Origin of the sequence: Enterobacter sp. AN-K1 (assembly GCF_020971765.1) — a bacterium.
GTDB classification, from domain to species: domain Bacteria; phylum Pseudomonadota; class Gammaproteobacteria; order Enterobacterales; family Enterobacteriaceae; genus Enterobacter; species Enterobacter hormaechei_C.
On record NZ_CP087390.1, the window covers coordinates 2,295,686 to 2,321,489 of the forward strand.

At 56.0% G+C, this 25,804-nt stretch carries 23 protein-coding genes; 5 read left to right on the forward strand and 18 right to left on the reverse strand.

Annotated elements, in window-relative coordinates; translation table 11 throughout:
- Nucleotides 1-38: 38 nt before the first annotated feature.
- The 5 genes from LOC22_RS11000 to LOC22_RS11020 all read right to left on the reverse strand — a co-directional run bounded on the left by LOC22_RS11000 (nucleotide 39) and on the right by LOC22_RS11020 (nucleotide 4,908).
- Nucleotides 39-1,418, reverse strand: coding sequence for a carbohydrate porin (locus LOC22_RS11000; RefSeq protein WP_017694006.1), 1,380 nt, complete (start codon nucleotides 1,416-1,418; stop codon nucleotides 39-41).
- Nucleotides 1,419-1,554: 136 nt separating this feature from the next.
- Nucleotides 1,555-1,857: a PTS lactose/cellobiose transporter subunit IIA gene (locus LOC22_RS11005; RefSeq protein WP_014168006.1), complete on the reverse strand. Its 303-nt coding sequence runs from the start codon at nucleotides 1,855-1,857 to the stop codon at nucleotides 1,555-1,557.
- Between the two features lie 5 nt (nucleotides 1,858-1,862).
- A complete protein-coding gene (locus LOC22_RS11010; RefSeq protein ID WP_017383670.1) occupies nucleotides 1,863-3,239 on the reverse strand; it encodes a glycoside hydrolase family 1 protein in 1,377 nt (458 codons plus the stop codon).
- A 17-nt stretch (nucleotides 3,240-3,256) separates the two neighbouring features.
- Nucleotides 3,257-4,582 (reverse strand): PTS sugar transporter subunit IIC, encoded by a 1,326-nt coding sequence (locus tag LOC22_RS11015; protein WP_023302832.1) that lies wholly within the window; start codon nucleotides 4,580-4,582, stop codon nucleotides 3,257-3,259.
- Between the two features lie 11 nt (nucleotides 4,583-4,593).
- On the reverse strand, nucleotides 4,594-4,908 hold the full coding sequence (locus tag LOC22_RS11020; protein ID WP_032668892.1) for a PTS sugar transporter subunit IIB: 315 nt from the start codon (nucleotides 4,906-4,908) through the stop codon (nucleotides 4,594-4,596).
- 293 nt (nucleotides 4,909-5,201) lie between these two features.
- On the opposite strand from LOC22_RS11020, the gene LOC22_RS11025 reads away from it, so the two are divergent.
- Entirely contained in the window at nucleotides 5,202-6,152 is a 951-nt protein-coding gene (locus LOC22_RS11025) for a LacI family DNA-binding transcriptional regulator (protein WP_003861033.1), read from the forward strand.
- A 48-nt stretch (nucleotides 6,153-6,200) separates the two neighbouring features.
- Here LOC22_RS11025 and LOC22_RS11030 read toward each other — a convergent pair whose 3' ends face one another.
- The 6 genes from LOC22_RS11030 to LOC22_RS11055 all read right to left on the reverse strand — a co-directional run bounded on the left by LOC22_RS11030 (nucleotide 6,201) and on the right by LOC22_RS11055 (nucleotide 14,099).
- On the reverse strand, nucleotides 6,201-6,497 hold the full coding sequence (locus tag LOC22_RS11030; protein WP_003861030.1) for a YicS family protein: 297 nt from the start codon (nucleotides 6,495-6,497) through the stop codon (nucleotides 6,201-6,203).
- A gap of 82 nt (nucleotides 6,498-6,579) precedes the next feature.
- Nucleotides 6,580-7,737 carry a multidrug effflux MFS transporter gene (locus LOC22_RS11035; RefSeq protein ID WP_017383668.1) on the reverse strand — a complete coding sequence of 386 codons (1,158 nt, stop codon included), beginning with the start codon at nucleotides 7,735-7,737 and terminating at the stop codon, nucleotides 6,580-6,582.
- 49 nt (nucleotides 7,738-7,786) lie between these two features.
- Nucleotides 7,787-9,151 (reverse strand): efflux transporter outer membrane subunit, encoded by a 1,365-nt coding sequence (locus LOC22_RS11040; protein WP_017694001.1) that lies wholly within the window; start codon nucleotides 9,149-9,151, stop codon nucleotides 7,787-7,789.
- Nucleotides 9,151-12,261 (reverse strand): efflux RND transporter permease subunit, encoded by a 3,111-nt coding sequence (locus LOC22_RS11045; RefSeq protein WP_230239538.1) that lies wholly within the window; start codon nucleotides 12,259-12,261, stop codon nucleotides 9,151-9,153. The genes LOC22_RS11040 and LOC22_RS11045 overlap by 1 nt, the downstream gene beginning before the upstream one ends.
- The gene (locus LOC22_RS11050) at nucleotides 12,261-13,382 is read right to left on the reverse strand and encodes an efflux RND transporter periplasmic adaptor subunit (RefSeq protein ID WP_017383665.1); all 1,122 of its coding nucleotides are present in this window, start codon (nucleotides 13,380-13,382) and stop codon (nucleotides 12,261-12,263) included. Before LOC22_RS11050 ends, LOC22_RS11045 begins: the two co-directional genes overlap by 1 nt.
- Nucleotides 13,383-13,529: 147 nt before the next feature.
- A complete protein-coding gene (locus tag LOC22_RS11055; protein ID WP_230239539.1) occupies nucleotides 13,530-14,099 on the reverse strand; it encodes a TetR/AcrR family transcriptional regulator in 570 nt (189 codons plus the stop codon).
- A gap of 185 nt (nucleotides 14,100-14,284) precedes the next feature.
- Between LOC22_RS11055 and LOC22_RS11060 the strand changes: the two genes are divergently transcribed.
- On the forward strand, nucleotides 14,285-14,704 hold the full coding sequence (locus tag LOC22_RS11060; RefSeq protein ID WP_017383664.1) for a GNAT family N-acetyltransferase: 420 nt from the start codon (nucleotides 14,285-14,287) through the stop codon (nucleotides 14,702-14,704).
- On the opposite strand, the gene LOC22_RS11065 is transcribed toward LOC22_RS11060, so the two are convergent.
- The gene (locus tag LOC22_RS11065) at nucleotides 14,701-15,348 is read right to left on the reverse strand and encodes a TetR/AcrR family transcriptional regulator (protein WP_045339536.1); all 648 of its coding nucleotides are present in this window, start codon (nucleotides 15,346-15,348) and stop codon (nucleotides 14,701-14,703) included. The two genes, LOC22_RS11060 and LOC22_RS11065, sit on opposite strands and share 4 nt — an antisense overlap.
- Nucleotides 15,349-15,426: 78 nt before the next feature.
- Here LOC22_RS11065 and LOC22_RS11070 point away from each other — a divergent pair, with 78 nt between their 5' ends.
- Nucleotides 15,427-16,926: an MDR family MFS transporter gene (locus LOC22_RS11070; RefSeq protein ID WP_015570095.1), complete on the forward strand. Its 1,500-nt coding sequence runs from the start codon at nucleotides 15,427-15,429 to the stop codon at nucleotides 16,924-16,926.
- Between the two features lie 228 nt (nucleotides 16,927-17,154).
- Nucleotides 17,155-17,955 (forward strand): lipoprotein NlpA, encoded by an 801-nt coding sequence (gene nlpA / locus LOC22_RS11075; protein WP_023302839.1) that lies wholly within the window; start codon nucleotides 17,155-17,157, stop codon nucleotides 17,953-17,955.
- Nucleotides 17,956-17,988: 33 nt separating this feature from the next.
- On the opposite strand, the gene LOC22_RS11080 is transcribed toward nlpA, so the two are convergent.
- A complete protein-coding gene (locus LOC22_RS11080; protein ID WP_196348369.1) occupies nucleotides 17,989-18,669 on the reverse strand; it encodes an EAL domain-containing protein in 681 nt (226 codons plus the stop codon).
- Between the two features lie 75 nt (nucleotides 18,670-18,744).
- Nucleotides 18,745-19,365 carry a LuxR C-terminal-related transcriptional regulator gene (locus LOC22_RS11085; protein WP_040117023.1) on the reverse strand — a complete coding sequence of 207 codons (621 nt, stop codon included), beginning with the start codon at nucleotides 19,363-19,365 and terminating at the stop codon, nucleotides 18,745-18,747.
- Nucleotides 19,366-19,934: 569 nt separating this feature from the next.
- On the opposite strand from LOC22_RS11085, the gene LOC22_RS11090 reads away from it, so the two are divergent.
- Nucleotides 19,935-20,570 (forward strand): LuxR C-terminal-related transcriptional regulator, encoded by a 636-nt coding sequence (locus tag LOC22_RS11090; RefSeq protein ID WP_015570092.1) that lies wholly within the window; start codon nucleotides 19,935-19,937, stop codon nucleotides 20,568-20,570.
- 6 nt (nucleotides 20,571-20,576) lie between these two features.
- On the opposite strand, the gene LOC22_RS11095 is transcribed toward LOC22_RS11090, so the two are convergent.
- The 4 genes from LOC22_RS11095 to LOC22_RS11110 are packed head-to-tail and all read right to left on the reverse strand — an operon-like array spanning nucleotide 20,577 to nucleotide 25,494.
- The gene (locus LOC22_RS11095) at nucleotides 20,577-21,641 is read right to left on the reverse strand and encodes a fimbrial protein (RefSeq protein WP_032103777.1); all 1,065 of its coding nucleotides are present in this window, start codon (nucleotides 21,639-21,641) and stop codon (nucleotides 20,577-20,579) included.
- Nucleotides 21,642-21,656: 15 nt separating this feature from the next.
- Nucleotides 21,657-24,149, reverse strand: coding sequence for a fimbria/pilus outer membrane usher protein (locus LOC22_RS11100; RefSeq protein WP_032668887.1), 2,493 nt, complete (start codon nucleotides 24,147-24,149; stop codon nucleotides 21,657-21,659).
- A gap of 15 nt (nucleotides 24,150-24,164) precedes the next feature.
- On the reverse strand, nucleotides 24,165-24,857 hold the full coding sequence (locus LOC22_RS11105) for a molecular chaperone (RefSeq protein ID WP_015570089.1): 693 nt from the start codon (nucleotides 24,855-24,857) through the stop codon (nucleotides 24,165-24,167).
- A 52-nt stretch (nucleotides 24,858-24,909) separates the two neighbouring features.
- Entirely contained in the window at nucleotides 24,910-25,494 is a 585-nt protein-coding gene (locus LOC22_RS11110; RefSeq protein ID WP_017383657.1) for a fimbrial protein, read from the reverse strand.
- Nucleotides 25,495-25,804 lie beyond the last annotated feature (310 nt).

Sequence of the window (25,804 nt, forward strand, 5' to 3'; positions counted from 1 at the left end):
CAAGCGCAGCGCAGCCGGGCGAAACAAACGACGCTCTACTAGAACCACGCCTCCCACATCGCGCCGACGTTGAAGTCGTCCAGCGTTTCATCTTTGGTGTTGTTCACGCGCGCGGTACGTTCGTTATCCACCTTGCCGCCGGTCACGTAGAAGCGCAGCATCGGACGGAACTCCGGCCCCATGGCGATAGACATGTTCTGCGACAGGGTCAGCTTCCAGCCCTTGTTGTCGCCGCCGTTGTCGTAATCCACGTGCTGCCAGCCCGCTTCCAGCCAGGTGGAGTGAACGTCGTTCCACCAGTGCATCGGGCGCACGATGGCGTTGTAGTTCTTGCGGTTGTCGGTCTTATCGCGGCTGTTGTCGTAGTCGTGGAAGGCGAGGAGGTACTCCACCTGCGTCGCCTGGGTGAATTTGTACAGCCCTTCGAAGCTGGCGTAGACCGTGGTCAGATCCTCGGTTTTGTTGAACACGCTGTTGTCCGCGTTATCGGAGTAGCGGGCAATCACCTTGTTCACGCCGCTGTCGTTGGTGTGGCTCAGCACCACGCCGCCCTGCCAGGCGTTCAGACGCTCGTCGCTCTCCACCGCCTTGGAGTCAAAGCCGTAGTTGGCGTACAGCTCCAGATCCAGCGGACCGAGCTTCATACCGTGGATTTTAGACGTCGCGGCGTAGTTGCCTTTGTCGCCCGTGCCGGACCCGCCGGTACAGGTGATGCGCGACGGGTTCGCTTCGTCCTCCATCACTTCCGGGCTACAGGATTCCACCGCTGCCACGGCGGCCACGTCAAACTGCACGCCGCCGATGTCGAAGTTCTTCACCCCGGCGCCCTGACCGTCGTGGTTCATCCAGAAGTAATCGTTGATGCCCTGCTGCGGACGCTGGTGGAAGTCGCGACCCGCCCAGAAGTAGGCGTTCGGGTTGGAGGCCATAATGTTGGTCACGCCGGCGTAGGCTTTCTTGAGGTTAACTTCGTCGCCCCAGTGGTCGATCATCACGTTGATGTCCCAGATGGCGCCGTTTTCGCCCTTGAAGGCTTTAGAGAGCTGGAACTCGCCGCCGTTGCCTTCGTTGCCCAGACGACCAATGGCGGACGCGCCGTTGTAGGAGCCGTCCACCGCCACGTATTTCTGATCGGCGGCCTGGAAGTGCGCGCCGTAGCGGGCGTAGCCGGTAAATTTAACCCCGAACGGGATCGCCATATCCGGAGATTGCGCCGCGCTCTGCGGCTCGGTCACCACGTCCGCTTTTTTCGCGACCGCAGCATCCATTTTGGCCTGACGCTCGGCCAGGGCTTTATCCACCGCTTTCGCCACAATGGCGTCGATTTGCTCCTGAGTGAATTCCTGAGCGAGGACGGAAATTGGGCAAAGCGCGGCGATAACCGCCATGGTTACTGGAAGTTTTTTAATCGTATTCATGGTTATCTCAATATAGTTTAATTTTATTCAGACAATAACCATCCCGCTCCGATCTGACAGAGTATGTCGCTATCATCAGAACAAGTGGATCTCTATTTAGGGTACAGAGGTATTACAGTAATTATTTCGCCATAGACTATCTCTGATATAAATGAATAATTTCTTCGGATAACTCGCGCGCTAATAAGGAATTCATTAAATGATCCTGGGCGTGCACCATAATTAAGGTCATCGGCTGGCGGGCTTCTCCCGCATCCTGCTCGATCAGTTTGGTCTGCATCTTGTGCGCCTGGCGCGCGTAGCCGTCGGCTTCGCGCAGCAGGCTTTTGGCCTCGTCAAGGTTGCCCTGACGCGCCGCGTGCAGGGCTTCAAAGCACAGGCTGCGGGACTGGCCGGCGTTGACGATAATTTCCATTACGGCTTCTTCTAGTGCGATCATCATCATTACTCTTTATCAAAACTATTATTTAAGGCGGTGGCGGCAAACCACTCTCCGCTTTTTTTAATGGTGCGCTGCTGCGTCTCTACATCGAGCTGAATAAAACCGTAGCGATTTTTATACGCGTTACACCACGACCAGTTATCAATAAACGTCCACATATGATAGCCAAGGCAATTGCAGCCTTCGCTAATACCTTTGTGCAGCCACGATAAATGCTCAGAAATAAAATCGATGCGGTATTGATCGTTAATCTGGCCATTTTCAATAAAGCGCTGCTCGTTTTCGACGCCCATGCCGTTTTCCGAAATAAAGCAGCGAGGGTTGCCGTAATTATCGCGCAGGTTAACCAGAATATCGTAAATACCCGGCGCGTAGATTTCCCAGCCGCGGTACGGGTTCATCTTGCGGCCCGGCATCTCGTAATTATCAAAGAACCACTCCGGCATAAACGGCGCCTGCGGGTTCACCGCGCTGTCGCGACACTTCACGCGACGCGGCTGATAGTAGTTAACGCCGAGCAGGTCGATTTTCCCTTCCGCAATCAGGAAACCGTCTTCCGGCTTGCAGGCGGGCAGCTGATCGTAAGATTTCAGCAATGCCACCAGGTCCGCCGGATACTCCCCGCGCAGCACCGGGTCGAGGAAGCTGCGGTTAAACATCAGGTCCGCTATGTGCGCCGCCTTCACGTCCGCCGGGTTCCGGGAGCGCGGGTACGACGGCGTCAGGTTGAGCACGATGCCGATCTCACCCGCGTAGTGTCCGGCGCGGTAAGCCTGAACGGCCTTCGCATGGGCCAGCACGGTGTGATACGCCACGGTGGCTGCCCGACGAAAATCCACCACGTTCGGGTAGTGGAAGTCGTACAGATAACCGCCTTCCACCGGAACAATCGGCTCGTTGAAGGTAAACCAGTGCAGCACGCGGTCGCCGAACAGCTCGAAGCAAATCTGCGCATAGCGGGCGTACGCGTCCACCACGTCACGGTTTTCCCAGCCGCCAATCTCCTGCATCGCCATCGGCATGTCGAAATGGAACAGGGTGATAAACGGCGTGATGCCCTGTTCATTCAGCTCATCAATGACCTGATTGTAAAAATCGACCGCGTCCGGGTTCACTTCACCGATACCGTCAGGGATCAGGCGCGCCCAGCTAATCGAGGTACGAAAGCTGTTGTGGTTCAGCTGCTTTAACAGCTGAATGTCCGTTTTCCAGTGCTGATAAAACGTGGAGGTGTGCTGCGGCCCCACGCCGTTGTGAAAACGGTTCGGCTCGCGGGCAAACCAGTAATCCCACGTGGTTTCACCCTCTCGTGTCCCTTCCGTCTGGAGAGCGGAGCTTGCGCTGCCCCACCAGAAGTTATCGGGAAATGCGTATTTCATGACTCTTCCTCTTTGACTTAATTGCTGGCGGCTTCAGCGTTACCGACGGTCGCCTGAGCTTTCTGCTCTTCGTTTTTGATGAGCGTACGCTCATAGGCACGCAGGAACGGCAGGTACATCAGCGCGGACATCACCATACAGACCAGGCACATCACCACCGGGCTGAGCGCCCAGTTCGCCGCCCACGACGCACCAATCGGCGCGGGGGTGGTCCACGGGGTTAACGAAACCACCTGAGCCAGCCAGCCGAGTTTGGTTGCGCCGTACGCCAGGCAGGCGTTGACCAGCGGAACAAACACGAACGGGATAAACAGCATCGGGTTCATGATGATCGGTGCGCCGAACAAAATCGGTTCGTTGATGTTAAAGAAGCTTGGCACCACGCCCATTTTGCCGATGGTGCGCAGGTGGGTAACGCGGCTACGCAGCAGCAGGAACGCCAGCGGCAGGGTGGAGCCTACGCCGCCAATCAGCAGGTAGTGATCCCAGAAACCTTGCAGATAAACGTGCGGCAGCGCCGCGCCCGCCGCCAGCGCCGCCTGGTTTGCAGAGAGGTTCGCCATCCAGAACGGGTTCATGATGCCGGTGACAATCAGCGACCCGTGGATACCAGCGAACCAGAAGATCTGGCACAGCAGGACGGAGAGCAGAATGGCGGGCAGCGAGTCAGACGCCGACACCAGCGGCTCCAGCAGGTGCATAATCGCCTGCGGGATGATCATCCCGGTCTGCGCTTCAATGAACAGGTTCAGCGGGTGCAGCGTTCCGATCACCACCATCACCGGGATCAGGATCTCAAACGAACGCGCCACGCCGGTCGGCACTTCCTTCGGCAGGCGGATGGTGACGTTGTTCTGTTTCAGCCACGCATAGACGCGAGTGGAGTAGATCGCGGTGATAAGCGCAGTGAAGATCCCCTGACCGGAGAGATACTGGGTCGAAATTTTGCCATCGGCATAGGGCGCGGCGACCAGCAGGAAGGCCATAAAGGCCAGCAGGCCGGACATCACCGGATCGAGGTTAAACTGACGCCCCAGGCTTGCCCCAATCCCTACCGAGATGAAGAAGGTCATCACGCCCATGCTGAGGTTAAACGGCAGCATCAGCTGTTCGCGGTAGGTCTCGGAGAAATCCAGCCAGCCGCGGGCGAAGCTGTTGGTGGTATCCGCCGAAAACGGCGGGAAGATAAACACCAGCATAAACGAGCCGATGATCATAAACGGCAGCGCAGCGGTAAAGCCGTCGCGGATGGCAATCACATACTTTTGCTGACCGAGCTTCGCGGCCAGCGGCGTAATTGACTGCTCAATCACCGCGACCATGGATTGATATAACGAACTCATGTGAACACCTTTTAGTGTGCCGCTTCGATGAGCGACAGAGCATAGTCCAGTACTTTATCGCCACGCTGCATGCCGTAATCCATCATGTCGATGGGCTGCACCGGAATGCCTTGCGTCGCTGCCTTGTCTGAGAGCGTCTTTAACATGTATTTCACTTGCGGTCCGAGAAGCACCACCTGATAGTACGGAAACTGCGTATCAAATTCGGATACGCCATACGCATCTATCTTCACGGGCAAGCCCCGTTCTTTTGCAACATCGATCATTTTGCTGACCAGCAGGCTGGTGGACATCCCGGCAGAGCAGCACAGCATAATCTTGAACATCGACAACCATCCTCAAAATGTAAAAAGTTATTGCGAGGATGATTGGACATGATACGGAAACCGGTTTCCATTTATAAAAGACAGAAGTGTGATAACCATCAAGATCCAATACTTATGAGGCTAATTAACCGGATGTGGGTCACATAATTTGGCTGTTTTGGCATCAAATTGAGTGGAAACGGAAAATCGGTTTCCATGGAAAACGGAAACGGATATACTCCGTTCTGGCTATAATGTGAGCCGTAGCGGTGATGGAAATTACAGACGCCAGTTGCGTCTGACAGGGGAGAGAGATGTCTACAATCAACGATGTATCGCGTCTGGCCGGGGTGTCCAAAGCCACGGTATCACGGGTGTTGAGCGGGTCGCGTGGCGTTAAAGAAGCCAGCCGCCAGGCTGTTCTGAAAGCGGTGGATGAGCTGAACTATCGTCCCAACGTGATCGCCCAGTCGCTGCTCAGCCAGTCGACGGGCTGCATTGGGGTGATTTGCGCGCAGGAAAACATTAACCAGACCACCGGTTACCTGTACGCGCTGGAAAAACACCTCAGCCAGCATCAAAAACATCTGCTGCTGCGTTTCGCACACACAAAAACAGAAGTGATGAACGCCCTTGAAGAACTCTCCTGCGGCTTATGTGATGACATTCTGGTGATTGGCGCGCGTTTCCCGCTGGACGTGGACATGGACAACGTGATTCTGGTCGACTGTATGGAAGCCGATAACGCCAACAGCATTCAGTTCGATCACGCGTTCGCGGCCGAAACGGCCTGTAACTATCTCACCAGCCAGGGGCGTCGCCAGATAGCGCTGATCCACCCGCACGGCAGCGGCTTTGCCGATCAGGTGCTGCTGGGCTACAAACACGCGCTGGAGAAAAACTTCCTGCCCTTTAATCGCAACCTCGTGTTTATGGACGCGACTTCATCGTCCGTTGCGCTTCAGGAATTACTCAACAACGCGTCCACGCTGAACTTCAACGCGCTGCTGGTGGCGGATGAGCAGGAAGCCCAGCGGGTGATCCCGCAGTTACAGGCGTTTAATAAATCGGTACCGGAAGACATCATGGTTTTCAGCCTCGGCGGTTCGCTGCATCTGCCGGGTATTCCGGTGATCCCGGCCATTGAGTATTCCATGGACGCCATGGCGGCGCGCATCGTGAGCTGGCTGACAGAGAAAACGCAGATGCTCGGGTCCTACGTTCTGCGCGGTGATTTGATTATTCCGGATGTGCGGAAGCGTTAAACGTGTGATGTAGGCCGGGTAAGCGCAGCGCCACCCGGCGCTCAACCCTCAGTAATCTTCCATACAATCCACCTGACTTACTGCATCCCAGTAGGCGTCCAGGTTGTCACGCTTCACGGCGGTGATGGCGTTTTTGATCAGCAGCTGATTGGCCTCAGACGACAAAATCATCGCCTGCCAGGCCTTATCGCTCTGCTTTTTCTGCGGGGTACAGGTTTTCTTAACATCTTTCAGGACCTGCTGTTTTATCTGGGCCTCTTTCTCCGGAGCGCTCTTCTCCTGCGCGTGAACAAACGCAGCGAAAATCAGGCAAACGAGCAGGCAAACCAGGTGTGCAGATTTCATCGAAACCTCCTTTGAAAGTCACATGCTTCCCCTGAAATATATCGTTACATTCATCAACGCGATTCAAGCCAAAAGTATGAATTTACGCATTCTGCGTGCGAGATCCGATCGCCAGTGCAATGCCATAGCTTACTAACACCGCGAGACTCATTTTCAGCATCGTTTCTCCGCCGATACCGGCGAGAGGCGCTGCGATCCCGCCGAATAAAAACATCAGCATGCCCAGAATGGCTGACGCTGTGCCGGACTCCTTCGCGTCGACTGCGCTCATCGCTTCTGAACCCGCAATGGTGCTGATCCCGCTGTTAAATGCGACGGTGAAAAAGAGTGCAATCAGTGCCGGAACGGAAAGCTGCATCCACGCAAAGAGCAACGTCAGCCCCGCGCAGGTTAAGGCCAAAACCAGACCTATTTGCATTAACCCTTCCGCCGGGTGTCGGCGTGCCAGACGGGAGAAAATCAGCGCTGAGACGATTAGGCCGATACCGTTCACACCGAACAGCAGGCTGAACTGCATGGCGCTCAGGCCATACTCGTTTTGCATCACAAAGGAGGATGCCCCGATATAGGCGAACAGCCCCGCCAGCATGAAGGCCTGGATCAGGCAGTAGCGCATAAAGCGACGATTTTTAAGTACCGTCCTGGCGGTTTGCGTCAGCGATCCCCCGCCCTGTTTCTCTGTGAGGGACTCGCGGATAAAAAGCTGGCTGGCGATCAGCAGCGCCAGACCCGCCCCTGCCATTACCCAGAACAGCATCCGCCAGTCGAAATGCGACGCGATATAGCCACCGAGTACCGGGGACACCACGGGCGCGATGCCGTTGACCGTCATCAGTAGGGCAAAAAACTGCGTTAGCATCGTGCCATGATAGTTATCACGGGCGATGGAGCGGGCAAGTACGGAGCCGCCCGCCCCGGCAACGCCCTGCACAAATCGCCAGCCGATCAGGGCGTAAATATTCTGCGTGCTGGCACAAAGCACTGAAGCCAGTACAAACAGCAAAAGTGAGAACAGCAGCGGCGTTTTACGTCCGATGCGATCGCTTAGCGGGCCGAAAAAGAGTTGTCCCAGCCCCAGGCCAATCAGCGCCGAGGTAAGAGAAAGCTGCGTCAGCGTTGTGGAGGTGTTGAGCTGGGTGGCGATCTCCGGCAGCGCCGGAAGATAAAAATCGGAACACAGCGGCCCGATAGCCGTCAGCAGGCCAAGGATGGCCGCGAAAGAAAAAGAGAGTTTTGCCATAGGTATTTACTCTGATGGCCGGGCAACGTTGCGCCGCCCGGCAGTGATGTTACTGAATCCCGCCGCCCAGCGACTGCCACAGCGTGATGCGGTTTTCCAGGTCGGTTTGCTGCAAGGCAATCAGTGATTCCTGCGCCGACCACAGCGACCGCTGCGCGGTGAGCACCGTCAGATAATCGCCCGCGCCAGCCTTGTAACTGCGCGTCGCCACATCCAGCGTTTTTTGCTCCGCCGCCACGTATTCACGCTGGGCATCAAGCTGTTCACTCAACGTTTCGCGCCGGGCCAGCGCGTCGGCCACGTCCTTGAACGCGCTCTGGATGGTTTTCTCATAGGTCGCAATTAACCCTTTTTTCTCGGCTTCCGCATAGCGCAGCTGCGCCATATTGTTGCCGCCGCTGAACAGCGGCAGGGTGATGGAAGGTGCAAACGACCAGACCTTCATCCCGTGGCTGAACAGGGACGACAGCGAATCGCTGCCGACACCCGCGCTGGCGGTGAGCGAGATGGTCGGGAAGAAGTTGGCGCGCGCCGCGCCGATGTTGGCGTTGGCGCTCAGCAGGTTATGCTCGGCCTCCTGAATGTCCGGACGACGCAGCAGCGCGCTGGAGCTGACGCCCGCCGGGATCAGCGTGATGGCGTTGTCGCTCAGGCTCTCCAGCGTGCCGGGCAGCAGGTTCTCGGGCACCGTATCGCCCGCCAGCAGGTTGAGAGCGTTTTTGTCCTGCATCACCAGCGTCTGGTAGCTCGCCACGCTGGCGCGCGCCTGCTGGTAAACCGCCATCGCTTCACTGACGTCCGTTGCCGCTGCCACACCCACTTCCTGCTGGCGCTTCACAATCTTGAGTGAGTTTGCGGCGCTCTCCAGGGTGGACTTCGCCAGCGCCAGATTGCTGTTATCCGCCGCCAGCGTCACCCAGGCCGTGGTCAGCTCGCTGACCATCGTCAGGCGCGTGTTCTGCGCGGTGAATTCGCTGGCAAGCCAGGTTTCACGCGCGGCACGCGACAGGCTCTGGTTGCGGCCAAACAGATCCAGTTCGAAGCTGGAGACCGCGCCGTTGGCTTCGTCACTTGTCGCGACGCCGCTCGCCAGCGTGCGGCTGCGGGTGTGGCTCAGTTCCGCGTCCACCGTCGGGAACAGGGACGAGCGCGTTTCGCCATACTGGGCACGGGCGGCGTCGATATCCGCAATCGCTTTTTGCACGTCGCGGTTGCTGTTGAGCGCCATCGTCACCACGCTTTTCAACCGCGCATCATTCATCACCTGCTGCCACTGGCTCACCACGGCGTTGGCTTCGCCATGGGCGCCCGGCAACGTCGCCGGGACGGGGGCGTCCGGGCGCTGATACGTGGGATCTAATGACACACAGCCCGCGCTCAGCAGCGCTAACGTTAATACGGTTACACGAAACATTATGACCTCCGGTTTGCGTGCTTACCGGAGAACAGACGTTTCACCAGTACAAAGAATAAAGGAACAAAGAAGATGGCCAGCAGCGTCGCGGCCAGCGTCCCGCCGATAATACCGGTACCGATCGCCACGCGGCTGTTGGCCCCGGCGCCGGTGGCAATCGCCAGCGGCGTCACGCCTGCGATAAACGCCAGCGAGGTCATGATGATCGGACGCAGACGCGTCTGGGCGGCCCGCAGGGCGGCGCGCGTCAGGGAGTAGCCTTCGGCCACTTTGGCTTCGGCAAACTCGACAATCAGAATGGCGTTCTTCGACGACAGACCGATGGTGGTCAGCAGCGCCACCTGGAAATAGACGTCGTTGTTCAGGCCGCGCAGGGAGGCGGCAACCGCCGCACCCAGCACCCCTAGCGGGATCACCATGATGACCGAAATCGGCACCGACCAGCTCTCATACAGCGCCGCCAGGCACAGGAACACCACCAGGATCGAGAGGGCATAGAGGCTCATTGCCTGACCGCTCGCCAGTTTTTCCTGCAACGACAAACCGCTCCATGCCCAGGTGCTGCTGGACGGCAGGTTATTCGCCAGCTGCTCCATTTTGCTCATCGCCGTACCGGAGCTGGCGCCGCTGGCGTTTTCGCCCTGAATCTCATACGCCGCCGAGCCGTTGTAGCGCACCAGGCTTTCCGGGCCATACTCCCAGCGGGTGGTGGCGAAGGCGGAGAACGGGGTCATGGTGCTGTCGCTGCCGCGCACATACCATTTGTTAAGATCCGATGGCACCGCGCGATAGTCGCTGTCGCCCTGGATGTAGACCTTTTTCACGCGGCCACGGTCAATGAAGTCGTTCACGTAGGTGCCGCCCCAGGCGCTGGAGAGGGTGTCGGTAACATCGCTCAGGGAGAGCCCCAGCGACACGGCTTTGTTGTTATCGATATCCACCTGAAGCTGCGGCATCTGCGGCAGATCGTTGGCGCGCACGGCGTGCAGCGAGTTGTCCTGGTTGGCTTCACCAATCAGCTGGTTACGCAGTTTCAGCAGCGCGTCGCGGTCGGTGCCGCCGCTGGCCATCAGCTCAAAGGTAAAGCCGTTGCTCTGGCCTAAACCATCCACCGCCGGGGGCGTCATGGCGAAAATTGTGGCATCCCGAATGGTGCTCAGCTCCTGCGTGGCGCGCAGGGCAATGGCCTGGGCGGTATTCTCATCGCCTTTGCGCTCTGACCAGTTTTTCAGGGAGACGAACGCCATCCCGGCGTTCTGGCCGCTGCCGCTGAAGCTGAAGCCTTCAATGGTGAAGATCACGTCGGTATTGGCTTTCTCTTTGGTGAGGAACCACTCGCGTACCTGGCGGCTTACCTCGGCGGTACGCACCGCGGTTGCGCCGGCGGGCAGGGTGTACTGCACCATGATTTCACCCTGGTCTTCGGTTGGCAGGAAGCTGCCCGGCAGTTTTAGCATGGCGAACCCCATCGCGCCGCAGAGCAGGGCGTAGATCACCAGCATGCCACCGGAACGGCGCAGGGCGCGCAGCACCTTGTTCTGATAGCCGTGCTCGGTCTTACTGTAGAAGCGGTTAAACGCGCCGAAGAAGCCCTTTTTGTGCGGAGCGGTGTGATTCAGGATCGAGCCGCACAGCGCGGGCGTCAGGGTCAGCGCCACCACCACGGAGAGGAACATCGCCGAAATAATGGTGACCGAGAACTGGCGGTAAATGACCCCGGTAGAGCCGCCGAAGAAGGCCATCGGCAGGAATACCGCAGAGAGCACCAGCGCAATGGCGATCAGCGCGCCGGAAATTTCGCCCATCGATTTTTCGGTCGCTTCCCGGGCGGGCAGCCCTTCGTCGCGCATAATACGCTCGACGTTTTCCACCACCACGATGGCGTCATCCACCAAAAGCCCTATAGCCAGCACCATCGCAAACAGCGTCAGGGTGTTGATGGAGTAACCGAACAGCGCCAGCACGCCGAAGGTGCCCAGCAGCACCACCGGCACCGCCAGCGCCGGGATCAGCGTCGCGCGGATGTTTTGCAGGAACAGGTACATCACCACCACCACGAGGATAATGGCTTCGAACAGGGTCTGAATCACGTCCTCAACGGAGATCTTGATGAACTCGGTGCTGTCTTTCGGATAGGCCACGTCGTAGCCTTCCGGCATCGACTTTTTGAACTCGGCGATCTTATCTTTTACCGCCGTGGCGGTGTTAAGCGCGTTGGCGCCCGGTGAGAGCATCACTGCCATACCCGCCGCCGGGTGGCCGTTCAGCTTCGCGGTGGCGGTGTAATCTTCGCTGCCCATCTCCACGCGCGCGACGTCGCTGATGCGCACCACCGCACCGTTGGACTGGCTCTTGACGATGATCTTTTTGAACTCATCGACCGTTTGCAGACGCGACTGAGCGCGGACGGTGGCGGTCAGCTGTTGGGCGTTCGACGAGGGCAGCGCGCCGATTTTACCGGCGGAAACCTGCACGTTCTGCGCTTCAATCGCGCTCTGCACGTCGGAGGGCATCAGCGAGTACGACGCCAGCTTCGCCGGGTCGAGCCAGATGCGCATCGCGTATTCTGCACCGAACACCTGTAGGCTACCGACGCCATCCACGCGCGCCAGCGGATCCTGCATATTACTCACCAGCCAGTCGGCGATATCCGAGCTGCTGGCGGTGTCGGTTTTGTCATATACGCCCATGATCAGCAGGAAGTTGCTCTGGGATTTTTCGACGGTGATCCCGGACTGCTGCACCTCGGTCGGCAGGCGCGATTCCGCCTGCTGGACTTTGTTCTGCACCTGTACCTGAGCGGTGTCCGGATCGGTTCCCTGTTCAAACGTGACGTTAATACTCACCGACCCGTCCGAGCTGCTGGTGGAGGTGAAGTAGAGCAGGTTATCCAGCCCGGTGAGCTGCTGCTCGATCACCTGCGTCACGCTGTTTTCCAGCGTCTGTGCGGAGGCACCGGTATAGGTGGCGGAGATTTTGATCGACGGCGGAGCCACGTCCGGGTACTGCGCAACGGGCAGCGTGCGGATCGCCAGCATTCCGGCGAGCATGATGAGAATGGCGATAACCCAGGCAAAGACCGGGCGACGCACGAAGAAACGGGAAAACATCAGGCGTTTCCTCCGTTGGTTTTCATCTCTTCAGCTTTCACTTCCTGCCCGGCGGTGACTTTATCGGTGCCTTCCACAATCAGCTTATCGCCCGCCTTCAAACCGCTCAGCACCAGCCATTTGTCGCCGTAGGTGTCACCCGTCTCCAGCTGACGCTGTTCGACCTTGTTGCTGGCGTTCACCACCAGCGCGGTGGCGGTGCCTTTGGCGTCGCGGGTGATGCCCTGCTGCGGGGCGAGGATCGCGTCATTCATGATGCCTTCATCCACTCTGGCGCGGACGAACATGCCCGGCAGAAGCTGATGCTGCGGGTTCGGGAAGACGGCGCGCAGGGTGACTGAGCCGGTAGACTCATCCACCGCCACTTCGGTCAGCGCCAGGCGGCCTTTTTCGCTGTAGCTGCTGCCGTCTTCGAGAATCAACGACACGTTCAGCGTATCGCTGTTGCTGGCGAGGGTTTGCTTGCGTAAACGCAGCAGATCGGCGCTGGAACGGGTTAAATCGACGTACATACTGTCCAGCCCGCGAATGGTGGCCAGCGCGGTATCCTGCTGGGCGGTCACCAGCGCGCCGGGGGTCACAGAGGAGATGCCGATACGTCCGGCAATCGGCGCGGTGACGGTGGTCCAGTTGAGGTTAATGCGGGCGCTTTCCAGCGCGGCTTTCTTTGACTCGACGCTGGCCTTGTCCTGCGCGCAGGTGGACTTCGCGTCTTCCGCATCCTGACGTGATACGCCGTCGTCCTTCACCAGCTGCGCATAACGCCGGGCTTTCTGGCAGTCGGCCTGCACCAGCGCCTGCGCCTGTTTCAGTGCGGCGGCGGCTTCATCATACGCGGCGCGGTAGCTGGAAGGATCGATCTGATACAGCGCCTGCCCGGCCTTGACCGTATCGCCTTCGGTGAACAGGCGCTTCTGGATAATGCCACCTACCTGGGGGCGCACTTCGGCGCTCATTGCGGCGGCGGTGCGGCCGGTCAGCTCGCTGACGACGGACACCGGCTGGCTCATGAGGGTGACAATCCCCACTTCCGGAAGAGGACGTTGAGGAGCAGATGTTTGCGCATTATCGCACCCTGTCAGGAGGAGTAATGCCGCGATGGAGGTTGTTATGGTTTTCATAATCTTTTTCCAGGGTGAACGAAGCCTGCCCTGTTAATCGCTTAACAGGGAGGAGGGCTAATTAAAAGCACAGCGATCCCGCATCTCTGGCTGAGCCAGAAATGAAAAAAGGGAAATTACTTATTTCCGCTAATTATTCACATGCGATTACTTCGCAGAGAAAATCATATTTAAAATATTCTGGTATATAGGCTCTAATTGTTCTGATGGTACTTTTAAAGGCGTGAGTCGACGGTAAATCGTGCCTTCGATCATCACGGCGGTAATCTCCACGCAGCAGCGAATATGCTCATTGCTCAGGTGAGGGAACTGCTTTTTCAGGTGCTCACAGGCGTTGGCGAACATGCGGGCTTCGGCTTCGATCAGCATGTTTGCCACCAGCGGATTGCGCGTGGCCTCTGCGGACATTTCGAGCATCAGCGCGTCATCGTCTTCGTTAAGCGTCTGGCGCCAGGCAAGCGCCTGCGGCATCCCTTCAACCAGGGTTTTGCCCTGCATCTCTTCAATACGTGAGTCGATAATGCGCCGGATCATCTCTTCAATAATCGCGTCTTTGTTACTGAAATAGCGATAGATTTGTCCGACGCTGAGCCTGGCTTCGCTGGCGATCTGCGACATGCTGGCAGCGTGAAATCCACTGGCGCGAAAGCAGCGGCGCGCGGCGGTAATGATTTCGTCCTGCCGCAGTTTTTGTCGTTCTTCCAGCTTTGTACTCATTGTCGGCTACCGTAAAAAGTGAGAATGATCGTTCTCATTATACGTTTTCGGAGACTATTGGAAAGGCTTTTTTTATTTACATATTGAATGAATATTTCCAGGTATAAACAATGGAGAAAATAAGGAGTTTTTATGAAGGTTAAGCTGTGAGATATTCAGATTGCGCTGAAAATAAGGAGAGAATTATGCATCTGAGCATTACAGATAATGTCACAGCCGAAGAAAAAGAAGAATTATTAACGGGGCTAAGAGCCTATAACGCGCAGTTTTTAGATCTGTCGACGTTTGGCGGCGATATTGGCGTATATATGCGAGACGACAATGGCGTCATGCTGGGCGGGTTAATCGGCGTACGGAAAGGCGACTGGCTGAACATCGACTATCTGTGGGTCAGCGACAGCGTGCGGGGAACGGGCGTGGGAAGCCAGCTTATCAAAACGGCTGAAGAGGAGGCCCGTCGCAAAGGCTGTCGTCACGCGCTGGTGGATACGGTCAGCTTCCAGGCGCGTCCGTTCTATGAAAAACAGGGTTATCAGGTGCAGATGTCCTTGCAGGACTACCCTTATCAGGGAATGCAGAGACACTATCTGTCCAAAAATCTTTAACCGCCGATCCCGGTGCCTGTCACGGCTAACACGTGGCGCACCACGATCTCCGGCGAGAGGGCGCTAAGCCTCTCGTCATTGCGCATGCGGGAGAACGGCACCAGCACCAGGCTCAGCAGCGTAGTGAACAGCAGTTCGGGGGCCAGCGCCGGATTCAGCTTTCCTTCCTGCTGCCAGCCTTTGATGGTTGCCAGCGTGGTGTGATATTTCTCATCGCCAAAGCGTGCCTGCAAATGGGTGCGCAGTATCGGCATCTCGCCAATCACCTCCTGCATCCACAGCGGGGCAAACCAGCGATACTTTTCCGCCAGTTCGGCCAGCACCCTGACCATTTCCGTCAGGGCATCCACCGGCGAATCCCGGTTGTCGGCGAAAATCGCCCCGATCCGCTCGCGTAACGGCAGGAAGCGCTCCTCAATCATCGCATCCAGTAACTGTTCTCTGGAGTTGAAGTAGTAGTGCAGCATGGCGGGCGTCACGCCTGCTTCGCGGGCAATAGCGTTCAACGACGTATTGGCGATCCCCTGGCGGGAAAAGAGGTTCAGGGCGATGTCCAGCAGCTGTTCACGGCTGGCGGTAACGCGCTTGCCGCCGCGTGGCCGACCGGGGCGGCGGGGTTCAGAATTGTCCTTTTGTGCTGGCATGGTCACCGTATCTCTTGATCTTATTCATCACTTCCACAAATATTAATTATACGATTAATTAATTTCAAGTGATGTCTTATGGAGTCCGACGTAATGACTCAACCTGCGAAAAAGGCGCCGTCGATTAAGCTGCTGTTCAGCGCACTCCTGCTGGTGATGCTGCTCTCGGCGCTGGATCAGACCATTGTCTCCACCGCGCTGCCGACCATCGTCGGTGAGCTGGGCGGGCTGGATAAGCTCTCGTGGGTGGTAACGGCCTATATCCTCAGTTCGACCATCGTGGTGCCGCTGTACGGCAAATTCGGCGATCTGTTTGGCCGAAAAATCGTTCTGCAAATCGCGATTGTGCTGTTTCTTGTAGGGTCCGCGCTGTGCGGTCTGGCGCAGAACATGACCCAGCTGGTGCTGATGCGCGCCCTGCAAGGGCTGGGGGGCGGCGGTCTGATGGTGATCAGCATGGCTGCCGTGGCGGACGTGATCCCGCCTGCCGATCGGGGTCGCTATCAGGGGTTGTTTGGCGGCGTGTTTGGCCTGGCGACGGTGATAGGGCCGCTGATCGGCGGGTTTATCGTTCAGCACGCATCCTGGCGCTGGATTTTCTACATCAACCTGCCGCTGGGGCTGTTTGCCCTGCTGGTGATTGGCGCGGTTTTCCACGGCAGCGCGCGGCGCAGCAAGCATGAGATTGACTACCTGGGGGCGATTTACCTCAGCATGGCGTTGCTGTGCATCATTCTGTTTACCACCGAGGGTGGGACTATCCGCCAATGGAGCGACCCGCAGCTGTGGTGCATTCTGGCCTTCGGCCTGACGGGGATCGCCGGGTTTATCTACGAAGAGCGGCTGGCGTGGGAGCCGATTATCCCGCTGTCGCTCTTCCGCGACCGCAGCTTCCTGCTCTGTAGCCTGATCGGTTTTATTATCGGCATGTCGCTGTTTGGCTCCGTCACTTTCCTGCCGCTCTATTTACAGGTGGTAAAAGACGCCACGCCGACGCAGGCCGGTTTGCAGCTGATCCCCCTGATGGGGGGGCTGTTGCTCACCTCCATTATCAGCGGGCGCATCATCAGCCGTACCGGGAAATATCGTCTGTTCCCGATCCTCGGCACGCTGCTCGGCGTGGTGGGGATGGTATTACTGACGCGCATTTCAATCACCTCCCCAACCTGGCAGCTGTACCTGTTTACCGGCGTGCTGGGCATGGGGCTGGGACTGGTGATGCAGGTGCTGGTGCTGGCGGTGCAGAACAGCGTGTCAGCCGATCAATACGGCGTCGCGACGTCTGGGGTGACGCTGTTCCGTTCCATTGGCGGGGCGATTGGCGTTGCGCTGTTTGGCGCGGTGTTCACCCATATTCTGCAATCAGGCCTGATCGACAGGCTGCCGGAAGGGGCGGAACTGCCGCGCGAACTTAATCCCGTTGCCATACACCATCTGCCTGATGCCCTGCGTCTGGACTATCTGGATGCGTTCGGCTCGGCGATCCATGCGGTATTCATGCTGGCGGCGGGGATTATGGTGCTGGCGTTTGTGCTGTCGTGGTTTTTGCGCGAAGCGCCGCTGCGTCGGCAGGCGTGAGGGAAGCGGTTCTGCTTGCGCCTGGACTACCGTAGCCTGATGCCCATCGCCCGTGGCGCTACGCTTACCGGGCCTACACTTCGCCCGTTACGTAGGCCGGGTAAGCGCAGCGCCACCCGGCAACAGGCCGCATATAACTTAACCGTCTTACTGATTCCTTTTCGTTTTTTAGCCTGCCGTCTCGTTGTCGATATAGTCTTCAAAACGTCTATCAAAAGGAACTGTCTCGTGAAACTTCGATTGGGTGCGCTTCTCCTGACTGGCCTGCTGCTCGCGGGCTGTGATCAGGGCGGCAATGATGCCAGACACATTAAAGTCGGCGTGATCAATGGCGCTGAGCAGGACGTGGCGGAAGTCGCCAAAAAGGTGGCAAAGGAGAAATACGGTCTGGATGTTGAGCTGGTGGGTTTTAGCGGCTCGCTGCTGCCCAACGATGCCACCAACCAGGGCGAACTGGACGCCAACGTCTTCCAGCATCGCCCGTTCCTCGCAGAAGATAACAAGGCGCACAATTACAAGCTGGTCGCCGTGGCCAATACCTTCGTCTTCCCGATGGCGGGTTACTCCCGAAAGATTAAATCGGTCTCTGAGCTGAAGGACGGCGCAACCATTGCGATTCCAAACGATCCCACCAACCTTGGCCGCGCGCTGTTGCTGCTGCAAAAAGAGAAGCTGATTACCCTTAAACCGGATGTTGGGCTGCTGCCAACGGCGCTGGATATTACCGCGAACCCGAAAAACTTACAGATTATGGAGCTGGAAGGGGCGCAGCTGCCGCGCGTGCTGGACGATCCGAAAGTGGATGTGGCCATCATCAGTACCACCTATCTCCAGCAAACGGGGCTTTCTCCGGTACACGACAGCGTCTTTATCGAAGACAAAAACTCACCCTACGTGAATATTGTGGTCACGCGTGAAGAGAACAAAGACGCCGAAAACGTGAAGGAATTTATCCAGTCCTATCAGTCGCCGGAAGTGGCGAAAGCGGCGGAGACCCTTTTTAACGGTGGCGCGGTGCCGGGCTGGTAAGCCCCGGTAAAAAGGCCAGCGCTCCGCTGGCCGTCAAAGCGTTACGCGGGCATCGGTTCGGCTTTCGGGCCACAGAAAACCCTGACCAGACTGTGCGCCGGACGCGCGGGCGCGCGCCAGATCCCGCGAGTTTTCGATGCCTTCTATAAGAATTGATTGCGCGATACCTGCCCTGACCTCCTGTACAAACGGGGCAAGCGGCGCGCGCTCGCGCAGCGCTGAGCGGTCAATTTTCACCCCATCCAGCGGCAGCGCAAGCCGCGCGAACGCCTCCGCCAACTCCCGGGTTAAATCGTCCAGCCAGATTTGCCATCCCGCCTCTTTTAAACGAACAAGCGTGGCATGAAGACGACGTTGCTCATCCTCGCCCAGCCGTGTGATGGTGAGGGGATCCTGAATTTCAATCGTTAACCGCTGCTGATGGCGTAACGCCAGCAACAACCGGATAGCGCGTTCGTTGAGAAGGTGTTCTGCCGGAAGGTTTAGCCAGTAAGCGTCCCGGGCGGGTATCTGTAACAGGGTGTTGGCCTGCCAGAAGAAGATTTGCAGCGCGCTGCGCGAGGGCAGCGAGGCAAACAGCACCTCAAGATTGACGTTATGGATCTCCACGAGAACTTCATGCGCGAACACCTGGCCCGAATGAAGATCGACAAGAGGCTGGAATCGCAGCCCTGAGATACGTTGCAACAGGGGAGAGGGAAGAACGATATACATGGAACAGCCTTCAGGAAATGAAAAAAGGTTCCCGCGGACACGGGAACAAAAGGCAAACGACACACGGTCAAATTCTTAATTCAGGATCCAGCGAATGCTCTGGTAAAACGAGGGGCCACGCACGGCCTTAAGCTTGTTCATGGCGTTGTTCTTATAAAAGTAAACCAGCCTGACGTTACACCCCAGCTGACGGGCGATTTGCTTGGTTTTGAGATTACAGGAATAGCCGCGCAATACGCTGGCCTCCTCGCTGGACAACCTCGCCGGGGTGCGTAAGCGGGTCGTCATGCCTACGTTGTAACGGCCAGACTCTTGCGGCGTCTGGCTCATCAGTATTTGCCACAGCGCTTTGATATCCCCCAGGGAGACTCTTTTGCTGATGACTCCATCAACATGTTTGAATTTCAAATAGCCGGCGGATAACGAATAGATATAGATCTTCGCCGTCACTTGTTTCTGTTTAATACAGAGAATGTCGTCATTCGTCGTCACCCGGAAATGACGCGTATTCAACGGATCATAAATGATGATATCAAAGAGTTGTTCACTCAGAGCAAGTTCTTCGATATGGGTAAATCCATGGAAAATAACGTCGTGTTTTTCATCAGGCTCACGCTTTCCAAGCGATTGCAGGCCAATCATCGTGAATTCGCAGCTGTCAACAACGGCAACGTGAATTGTTTTTTTATTTTGCATTGGCATTCTCCTTTCGCTGAGTAAACAGTCCATATAAGAGAAAATGGCGGTTCGCACTCTCTTATTAAAAGAATAGCGAGCACTTTTTAAATAACGCGATGCGATGGCATCAATGTAAGCCAATACAAACCGTCGAGTAAAGCTGAAGCCAATTATTAGCGGAAGATAAAATTGAAAAATGGTTTTAATGGTATATGCAATTGTTTTAATCTTCTAATAATATTCATGCCAGATTTTTATTCTGTAAATGAGCGGATAATAAGCATCAGAAGGTTGATTAATGGGGTTAATCCACCGTTTTTTCAGTGATTTACTGCTGTTCCTGTAAGAAAAATTGTGATCGTGGCAGGATTATCGACAGGGCTTTATCTGCGAGGGGAAACGGCGTGCAGAATAAAATAGAATTTTTTCTATGAATTTAATGTCCTTGTTCAGATTTTTAAGCCTGAGAAGGATAAAATCCTGGCGCGAAGAGGTTGTGAGTGGTGAGTACATAAACTATTATCATTTTCCTCCGGTCACGAGAATTTAGAAAAGACATGAATAATACTGAACGTATCGTAAGGGTAATGGTGTTTTACAAAATAAATATATTTAAAGAGATAATATTCCGGGCGCTCCAGGATCTTTTACCCGATTACGTACTGAACATTACTCAGGTCGATTCCACAGAACAGGCGCTGGCGGCGGTGGCGGATAATAACGTGGATGTTTTCTTCACTGAATTTAATTATCTGCTTAATCATAAAGAGTGGAGTGCGGAGGTCAGCAGCCGTTTTACATCTTTATGTAAAACCCATCACGTCAGGCGTGTTCTGTTGGTGCCCGAGCTGCCTTACGGGCTGTTAAAAAAAGTTCTGGAGATGAAATTTGAATTAACCATCAGTCAGCAGGATGAATTGACTGAACTGAAAAAGGAATTACCCGCGTTGCTCATGGCGGACGGGCAAAAACCGTCGATCTCTTCGTGGCTCAGGCGGGTAATGCGGTCCGGCTCCCGGGCGCGTTCCATCCTCTCGGCCAGAGAGTGGGAGGTGCTTCATCTTATCGTGGAAGGATTTTCAACGACGGAGATTGCCCGTCATCGAAACCGTTCGGTCAGTACCATTGCGACACAGAAACACAATGCAATGAAAAAGCTGAATCTTTCCAACCACAGCGAACTGATTAAGTATGTGCAAGCGGTTGGAAAGATGGAGGAATAGTTCACATCAGGGATAGATAATATTCAGCGTAGCCGATGTATTGATCTTACCCTGGCTCACCTGGGCGGGCGCCCACACGTAATAGTACGCCGCCATCGGAAGGGTGAAATGTTCGTCCAGCGCCGCGCCAGCCGCCACGCTGAAAATCATCGTGGCGTTGCCACGGCTGGTGGTTGAGGTAGAGAAGGTCACCGGCGTTTGCGGGGCGTCACGTTTTATCAGGCGGAGCCCCACGCCCTGCGCCGCGCTACTGCTGCTGTCGATCAGCACCGAGCTGTCGGTTGAGAGCAGCTGCGTGCTGGACAGAAACATCTCAATTGCCCGATCGGAATTGCCATTAACCCCGACGTTCTGACAGCTCATGTTCAGTGAAAAAGGCGTCAGCCCCGGCTGTGAGGATGCACTGAGCTGGGGAATGCCGAGCGTCGGCAGCGCCACGGTCAGCCCCGCATTATCAAAGGAACAGGTAGTCAGTTTCGGCGCGTATTTGATGATCATCGGTTGACCAAACATATCTCGGTTGTCGTAAGGCCACTTGAACCCGCTGAATAACCACTGCGCTATCTTGATGACCTGATTGATTGGCCAGGTGATGATTTCCCAGATGGATAACCCGCTCATATCGCTGACGAACAGAACGTCGCTCATGTTCGCCGTATCCCCCGTCAGGGTGGTACCGCTCTGGTTAACGAGGGTGAAGCGAACCGTAAACGGTGTGTTCAGCTCAGACGCCGTATGGCTACCGCTGGCAGACAGGGTTTTATTGGCCGGGGGATCGGTGATCTCCGCCCGCACCATATACTTGTTATTGCTGAACCCGAGGATGGTCGCGTATTTGCTGTCGGTCGAGAGGATCGGCGTGTAAGAAAATTCACTGTTACCCGTCGTACAGTTGAACGAACCGCTGTACTGGGTGCTGAAGCTGCCGGTCCATGTGGGCGTGGCCGGGCTCAGCTTATCCGATAAATCAATGGTAATCGGTGTGCCATAAACGATGCTGCTGCCGGAGCAGGTGGCATAGCTCATCCCGCTAATGCTGGTGAGGAGCAGGAACATGAATGATCGTAACATTTTGATAATCCGTAATTAATGGCAAACCGATGAGGGGCTGTTCAGCCCCCAGGTCGGGGAGGAGATTTCGCACTTTCCGCTGCGGAGATGCACGTTGAGCGCGCGTGGCGGCTGTTCAGCACGGATATACAGTACGCTGGCCTGGCCGACATACCCGACAGATCCACCGTGTTCATCCAGCACTTCAGTGCCAAAGGGCAGCGGTTTGCCGTCGGTGCGCGTCGCATGAAGTACCCATGACTGGCGCTTATCGGTGTCGAAGCGGATATAACTCACCGCCCCGTCGTAAGGAGCCACGTTAGCCATATTGCCGATCACCTCCGCGCCAGCGCTGTTTTCCGTTTCAGTTAACGTAATGGCGTTTTTGCGATACGGGGTGGCGTAAGGGACCAGCGCCACGCCATCGCGGTTCGTCATAATGCTTTCATCGCCGTTCACCATCAGTCCCTCCGCCTTTGGCGCATCGACGATAGTCATGGTTGTGCCGGTTTCGTTTGAGGCGAGAACGTGCCACGGGTAGGCCACCAGGCTTCCGCGCCCGCTGAGCCCGGTCTGGCGGTAGTCGGAGGATTCGCTGTAAGAGCCACCGAGTGTCGCGAAGTTCGAACGGTACGCGGCGTTAACGCTTGCCGCATTTTTACCCCCACGCGCATTACTGCCGGAGAGGGTATAGCTCAGGCGGTTCGACGCCAGCGCGTTCCCGCTCATGCTGATATTGCTCTGTTCGTAATGCGAATCGCTGGCCGTCAGGCTGGAGGTGATCCACGCATTATTATCAAACAGCGAGAACGGCAGGCTGAGGGAGAGGTAAAGGCGCGTCTCTTCTTCACTGTCCCTGTTCCGTACCCGGCTGGCCGACAGGGTATAGCTGGCGCGACCGATGGCGTTGGAATAGCCCATCTGATATTCGCGCGTGGTTTGCTGTGAGTTCCAGTAATCGCGCTGTGTGCCGGAGACAAACACCGTGCCCCAGTTATTGAGCAGGCGCTGATTAAGGTTAAGCGTAAAGGTATTCTTGGGCTGCGCCGCGCGCAGGGCGTCCCAGGTGCTTAGCGACATGTCGGGCGCAACGCCAAACCGATCTTCATAGTCGTCGTACTGCGCTCTCAGGCGCTGATACCCTTCGCGCGAATAGAGCGCGTCGCTGAAGCTGTAATAGCCTTTAGTGGAATAGCGATAGGCCGCCAGGGTGAAGTTGGTGGCGGTGGTATCGATAAATTTGCTGTACGACACGCGATAACTCTGACCGCTGCTGGTGCGATCCTGTAGGGTGGTTTTGGCGTGGGTGACATCAAACGAAACCGCGCCAAAAGGAAGGTTCCACCCGGTACCGACAAGCCCGGCCTGGTAGTTATCGCTAATAATCGTCCCGGTATACCCGGTGATGAGGTTATTAAACCCGTAGCGCAGCGTGGCCTGCATGAATGCGGGTTCGGCATCGAGCGTGTTCTGATGCACTTTACCCGCCACTACGCTGTACTGGCTCACCCCTTCTTTTAGCATCCCGGGCACGGCGGAAAACGGCACCGTGAAGGACTGCTGTGAACCGTCCGCTTCACGCACCACCACCAGCAAATCGCCCGCGGACCCGGTAGGTTGAATGCTGTCGAGGGTAAACTGGCCCGGCGGCACGTTCTCCTGATAGATCACGTTGCCATTCTGGATAACTTTCACCAGGGCGTTCGTCCGTGCCACGCCGTGAACCACCGGTGAAAAACCCTGCTGTGAATTTGGGCGCATCTTCATATCCGACGCCAGCGACACGCCGCGCACGCGCAGGGAATCAAACAGATCGCCAGGAATATAAAAGTCACCCAGCGTCAGGTTGGATTTCAGCGAGGCCAGGGGACGGCGCAGGTAGCGGGTATTATTCTGCCAGCTACTCTCTCCGCTGGCGGTTTTCCGCCAGGCGCTGCTGTCGCGAAACTGCCAGCCGAACAGATTGGCGCCGGAATCCAGCCCGGCATAAAAATCATCATTTGTGTCTTTCGCAGTGCCTTTCGCGCGGGTGTTGTACCAGGTCGTGTTCCACGAGAGCATCAGCGCCGGTATCCCCTCGTCCCAGAACTGGGGGGCAATGTAACCTTCTTCAGTACGCTGCACGGCCGCCTGCGGAACGGTAAGCGCCAGACTCAGGGTGCTGGTATCGGTTTTGACTTCACCGCCCTGAACCAGATCGCGCAGCTGGACCTGCCCGTGCGCAATGGCGGGCGCAGGCACGGATGTGGTGTTGATGCCCAGCGACCGGGCATCTTTCCAGGCAAGGCGGATGTCGTCACGCTGCTCGCCGTAGATGACGGTATAACGTCCCTTCCAGCTGCCGTTTACGTAGATATCCATCTCCTGACTGCCGGCAGGCATGGCGTTGTTTTCGGAAAAGCGAGACAGATCGGACTCACCGGATGCGCCAGCAAGCAGGGAGGGATCAAACGAGACGGCCCCTGATTTATGCGAAAGCAGAAGCGTGCAGACTGCCAGCAGACAGAGTCTGTTTTGTTTCATTTTCATGGTGAGTCTTTCCGATCACTGACTGGTGAAAGTCCGGGTTTTATACGCGCCAAGATCGTCCACATACATCAGCTGGAAGGTCTGTCCGCGCTTAACCGTATTTTTGGCGGCGACCGTCAGCTGCCCAAACGGGGAAACCATCGGGGACTCCTGGAGCAATTTCGTTTTACCCAGCGAAATATTGGCGACCGTAATATGGAACGGACTGTTATTTGTAATGCGAAAGCGATCGCCGTCGGCGGCGAGCGTCAGTTTCGCCACCGCGTCATCCAGCGTGCCTTTCAGCGCAGCGGGCCGATAAAAAAGTTTGATACGGGATTTAATCGCCAGCTGAACGGTATTCTGGTTTTGCAGATTTTCAGGTCTGGGCGGAATGTCGAGGACATTCAGGAAAAAGACGGATTCGCGATCCGCAGGCAAGCTGGACGGCAGCTTTTTAATACGAAGCTGTTGACCATTATGTTCGTTAACCTTTATCACCGGCGGCGACAACAGAAACGGCACATTGGCTGTTTCCGGCGTGGAATTAATATCACCGTCATCTATCCAGGATTGTACCAGAGCCGGCGCATCGCCCGTATTCATTAACTGGACGATCACCTCTTTGTTATTTTCAGGATAAAGGACACGGGTGCCATTAATGACAATATTGGCCCATGAGTGACCCGTGCTTAGCAGTAAGCCTGCCAGCAAAATTGCCTTGCGCATGATTGCAACCTTAAATACAGGCTCTGCGAAAACAGAGCCTGAATAATCACTATTACAGGTAGGAAATGGTATACGTTACGTTGGAGCTTAACTCGCCCACGGTGGCGGCAGCGGCGTTTGTTTTATAGTAATAAACGTCCAGCGTCAGCGTTTCGGAATCTGGCGCGGTCGCTGTACCCATAATATTTGTCGTGTAAGGCTGGTTCAGGGTAATAGGCGTAGACGAACCTGGCTCCACTAACGCAAAGCCGACATTACGTGCCACGCTGGCATCGCTTTCGTTCACGCTGTTATTCAGCAGGTATTTACCGTCAGTGGAAATATTATCCGCGCTGGAGAAATAAACTTTCAGCGGGGTACCGGTCGTTCCGGCTGCTGGTGAGCAACCAGAGAATGTCAGCGCAATAGATTTTTTATTTCGGGTGATCAGGCCAACCGTTGTGCCCGCATCTTTTACCGAAATAGGGGAAAGCGCAACGGTAAAGTCCGCGCTTTTACCGCCGTTAATGGTACAGGTTGTATCGGTAATAGCGCCGGTAAAGTTAATGATACCACCCGCCGAATTGTCTGCGGCCACTGCGCTGGTAGAGGCAATAGCGGCGGCCAGCAGTGATACGGTCATGATCGATTTGAACATGATAAACTCCATGAAGATTTGTGTTATTTAAAATGAATGTTAATCGGCTACACATGTCCCTGATGTACCGGCTAGACGCATGGCGACTCGGGAGAATGCTTTGACGATATTATGTTGCACTAAAAAAGTACATAACAAAACATTATTCCAACAACTTCTAAAGTTTAAGATTATAATCTTGTCAGTATGTTTTTTTTTAATGTTTTAACCTAAATGCGTTGGTTCGAAGATTTTTATTAATGCTTTAATAATCGTTAATTAATGAAGCTTTATGAATTCATCTCTCAATTAATATCACGCGACTTGACCA

Bases quoted from the DNA above. Each gene is read 5' to 3' on its own strand.
- LOC22_RS11000 (WP_017694006.1), bottom strand. From the start codon at position 1,418: ATGAATACGATTAAAAAACTTCCAGTAACCATGGCGGTTATCGCCGCG.
- LOC22_RS11005 (WP_014168006.1), bottom strand. From the start codon at position 1,857: ATGATCGCACTAGAAGAAGCCGTAATGGAAATTATCGTCAACGCCGGC.
- LOC22_RS11010 (WP_017383670.1), bottom strand. From the start codon at position 3,239: ATGAAATACGCATTTCCCGATAACTTCTGGTGGGGCAGCGCAAGCTCC.
- LOC22_RS11015 (WP_023302832.1), bottom strand. From the start codon at position 4,582: ATGAGTTCGTTATATCAATCCATGGTCGCGGTGATTGAGCAGTCAATT.
- LOC22_RS11020 (WP_032668892.1), bottom strand. From the start codon at position 4,908: ATGTTCAAGATTATGCTGTGCTGCTCTGCCGGGATGTCCACCAGCCTG.
- LOC22_RS11025 (WP_003861033.1), top strand. From the start codon at position 5,202: ATGTCTACAATCAACGATGTATCGCGTCTGGCCGGGGTGTCCAAAGCC.
- LOC22_RS11030 (WP_003861030.1), bottom strand. From the start codon at position 6,497: ATGAAATCTGCACACCTGGTTTGCCTGCTCGTTTGCCTGATTTTCGCT.
- LOC22_RS11035 (WP_017383668.1), bottom strand. From the start codon at position 7,737: ATGGCAAAACTCTCTTTTTCTTTCGCGGCCATCCTTGGCCTGCTGACG.
- LOC22_RS11040 (WP_017694001.1), bottom strand. From the start codon at position 9,151: ATGTTTCGTGTAACCGTATTAACGTTAGCGCTGCTGAGCGCGGGCTGT.
- LOC22_RS11045 (WP_230239538.1), bottom strand. From the start codon at position 12,261: ATGTTTTCCCGTTTCTTCGTGCGTCGCCCGGTCTTTGCCTGGGTTATC.
- LOC22_RS11050 (WP_017383665.1), bottom strand. From the start codon at position 13,382: ATGAAAACCATAACAACCTCCATCGCGGCATTACTCCTCCTGACAGGG.
- LOC22_RS11055 (WP_230239539.1), bottom strand. From the start codon at position 14,099: ATGAGTACAAAGCTGGAAGAACGACAAAAACTGCGGCAGGACGAAATC.
- LOC22_RS11060 (WP_017383664.1), top strand. From the start codon at position 14,285: ATGCATCTGAGCATTACAGATAATGTCACAGCCGAAGAAAAAGAAGAA.
- LOC22_RS11065 (WP_045339536.1), bottom strand. From the start codon at position 15,348: ATGCCAGCACAAAAGGACAATTCTGAACCCCGCCGCCCCGGTCGGCCA.
- LOC22_RS11070 (WP_015570095.1), top strand. From the start codon at position 15,427: ATGGAGTCCGACGTAATGACTCAACCTGCGAAAAAGGCGCCGTCGATT.
- LOC22_RS11080 (WP_196348369.1), bottom strand. From the start codon at position 18,669: ATGTATATCGTTCTTCCCTCTCCCCTGTTGCAACGTATCTCAGGGCTG.
- LOC22_RS11085 (WP_040117023.1), bottom strand. From the start codon at position 19,365: ATGCAAAATAAAAAAACAATTCACGTTGCCGTTGTTGACAGCTGCGAA.
- LOC22_RS11090 (WP_015570092.1), top strand. From the start codon at position 19,935: ATGGTGTTTTACAAAATAAATATATTTAAAGAGATAATATTCCGGGCG.
- LOC22_RS11095 (WP_032103777.1), bottom strand. From the start codon at position 21,641: ATGTTACGATCATTCATGTTCCTGCTCCTCACCAGCATTAGCGGGATG.
- LOC22_RS11100 (WP_032668887.1), bottom strand. From the start codon at position 24,149: ATGAAAATGAAACAAAACAGACTCTGTCTGCTGGCAGTCTGCACGCTT.
- LOC22_RS11105 (WP_015570089.1), bottom strand. From the start codon at position 24,857: ATGCGCAAGGCAATTTTGCTGGCAGGCTTACTGCTAAGCACGGGTCAC.
- LOC22_RS11110 (WP_017383657.1), bottom strand. From the start codon at position 25,494: ATGTTCAAATCGATCATGACCGTATCACTGCTGGCCGCCGCTATTGCC.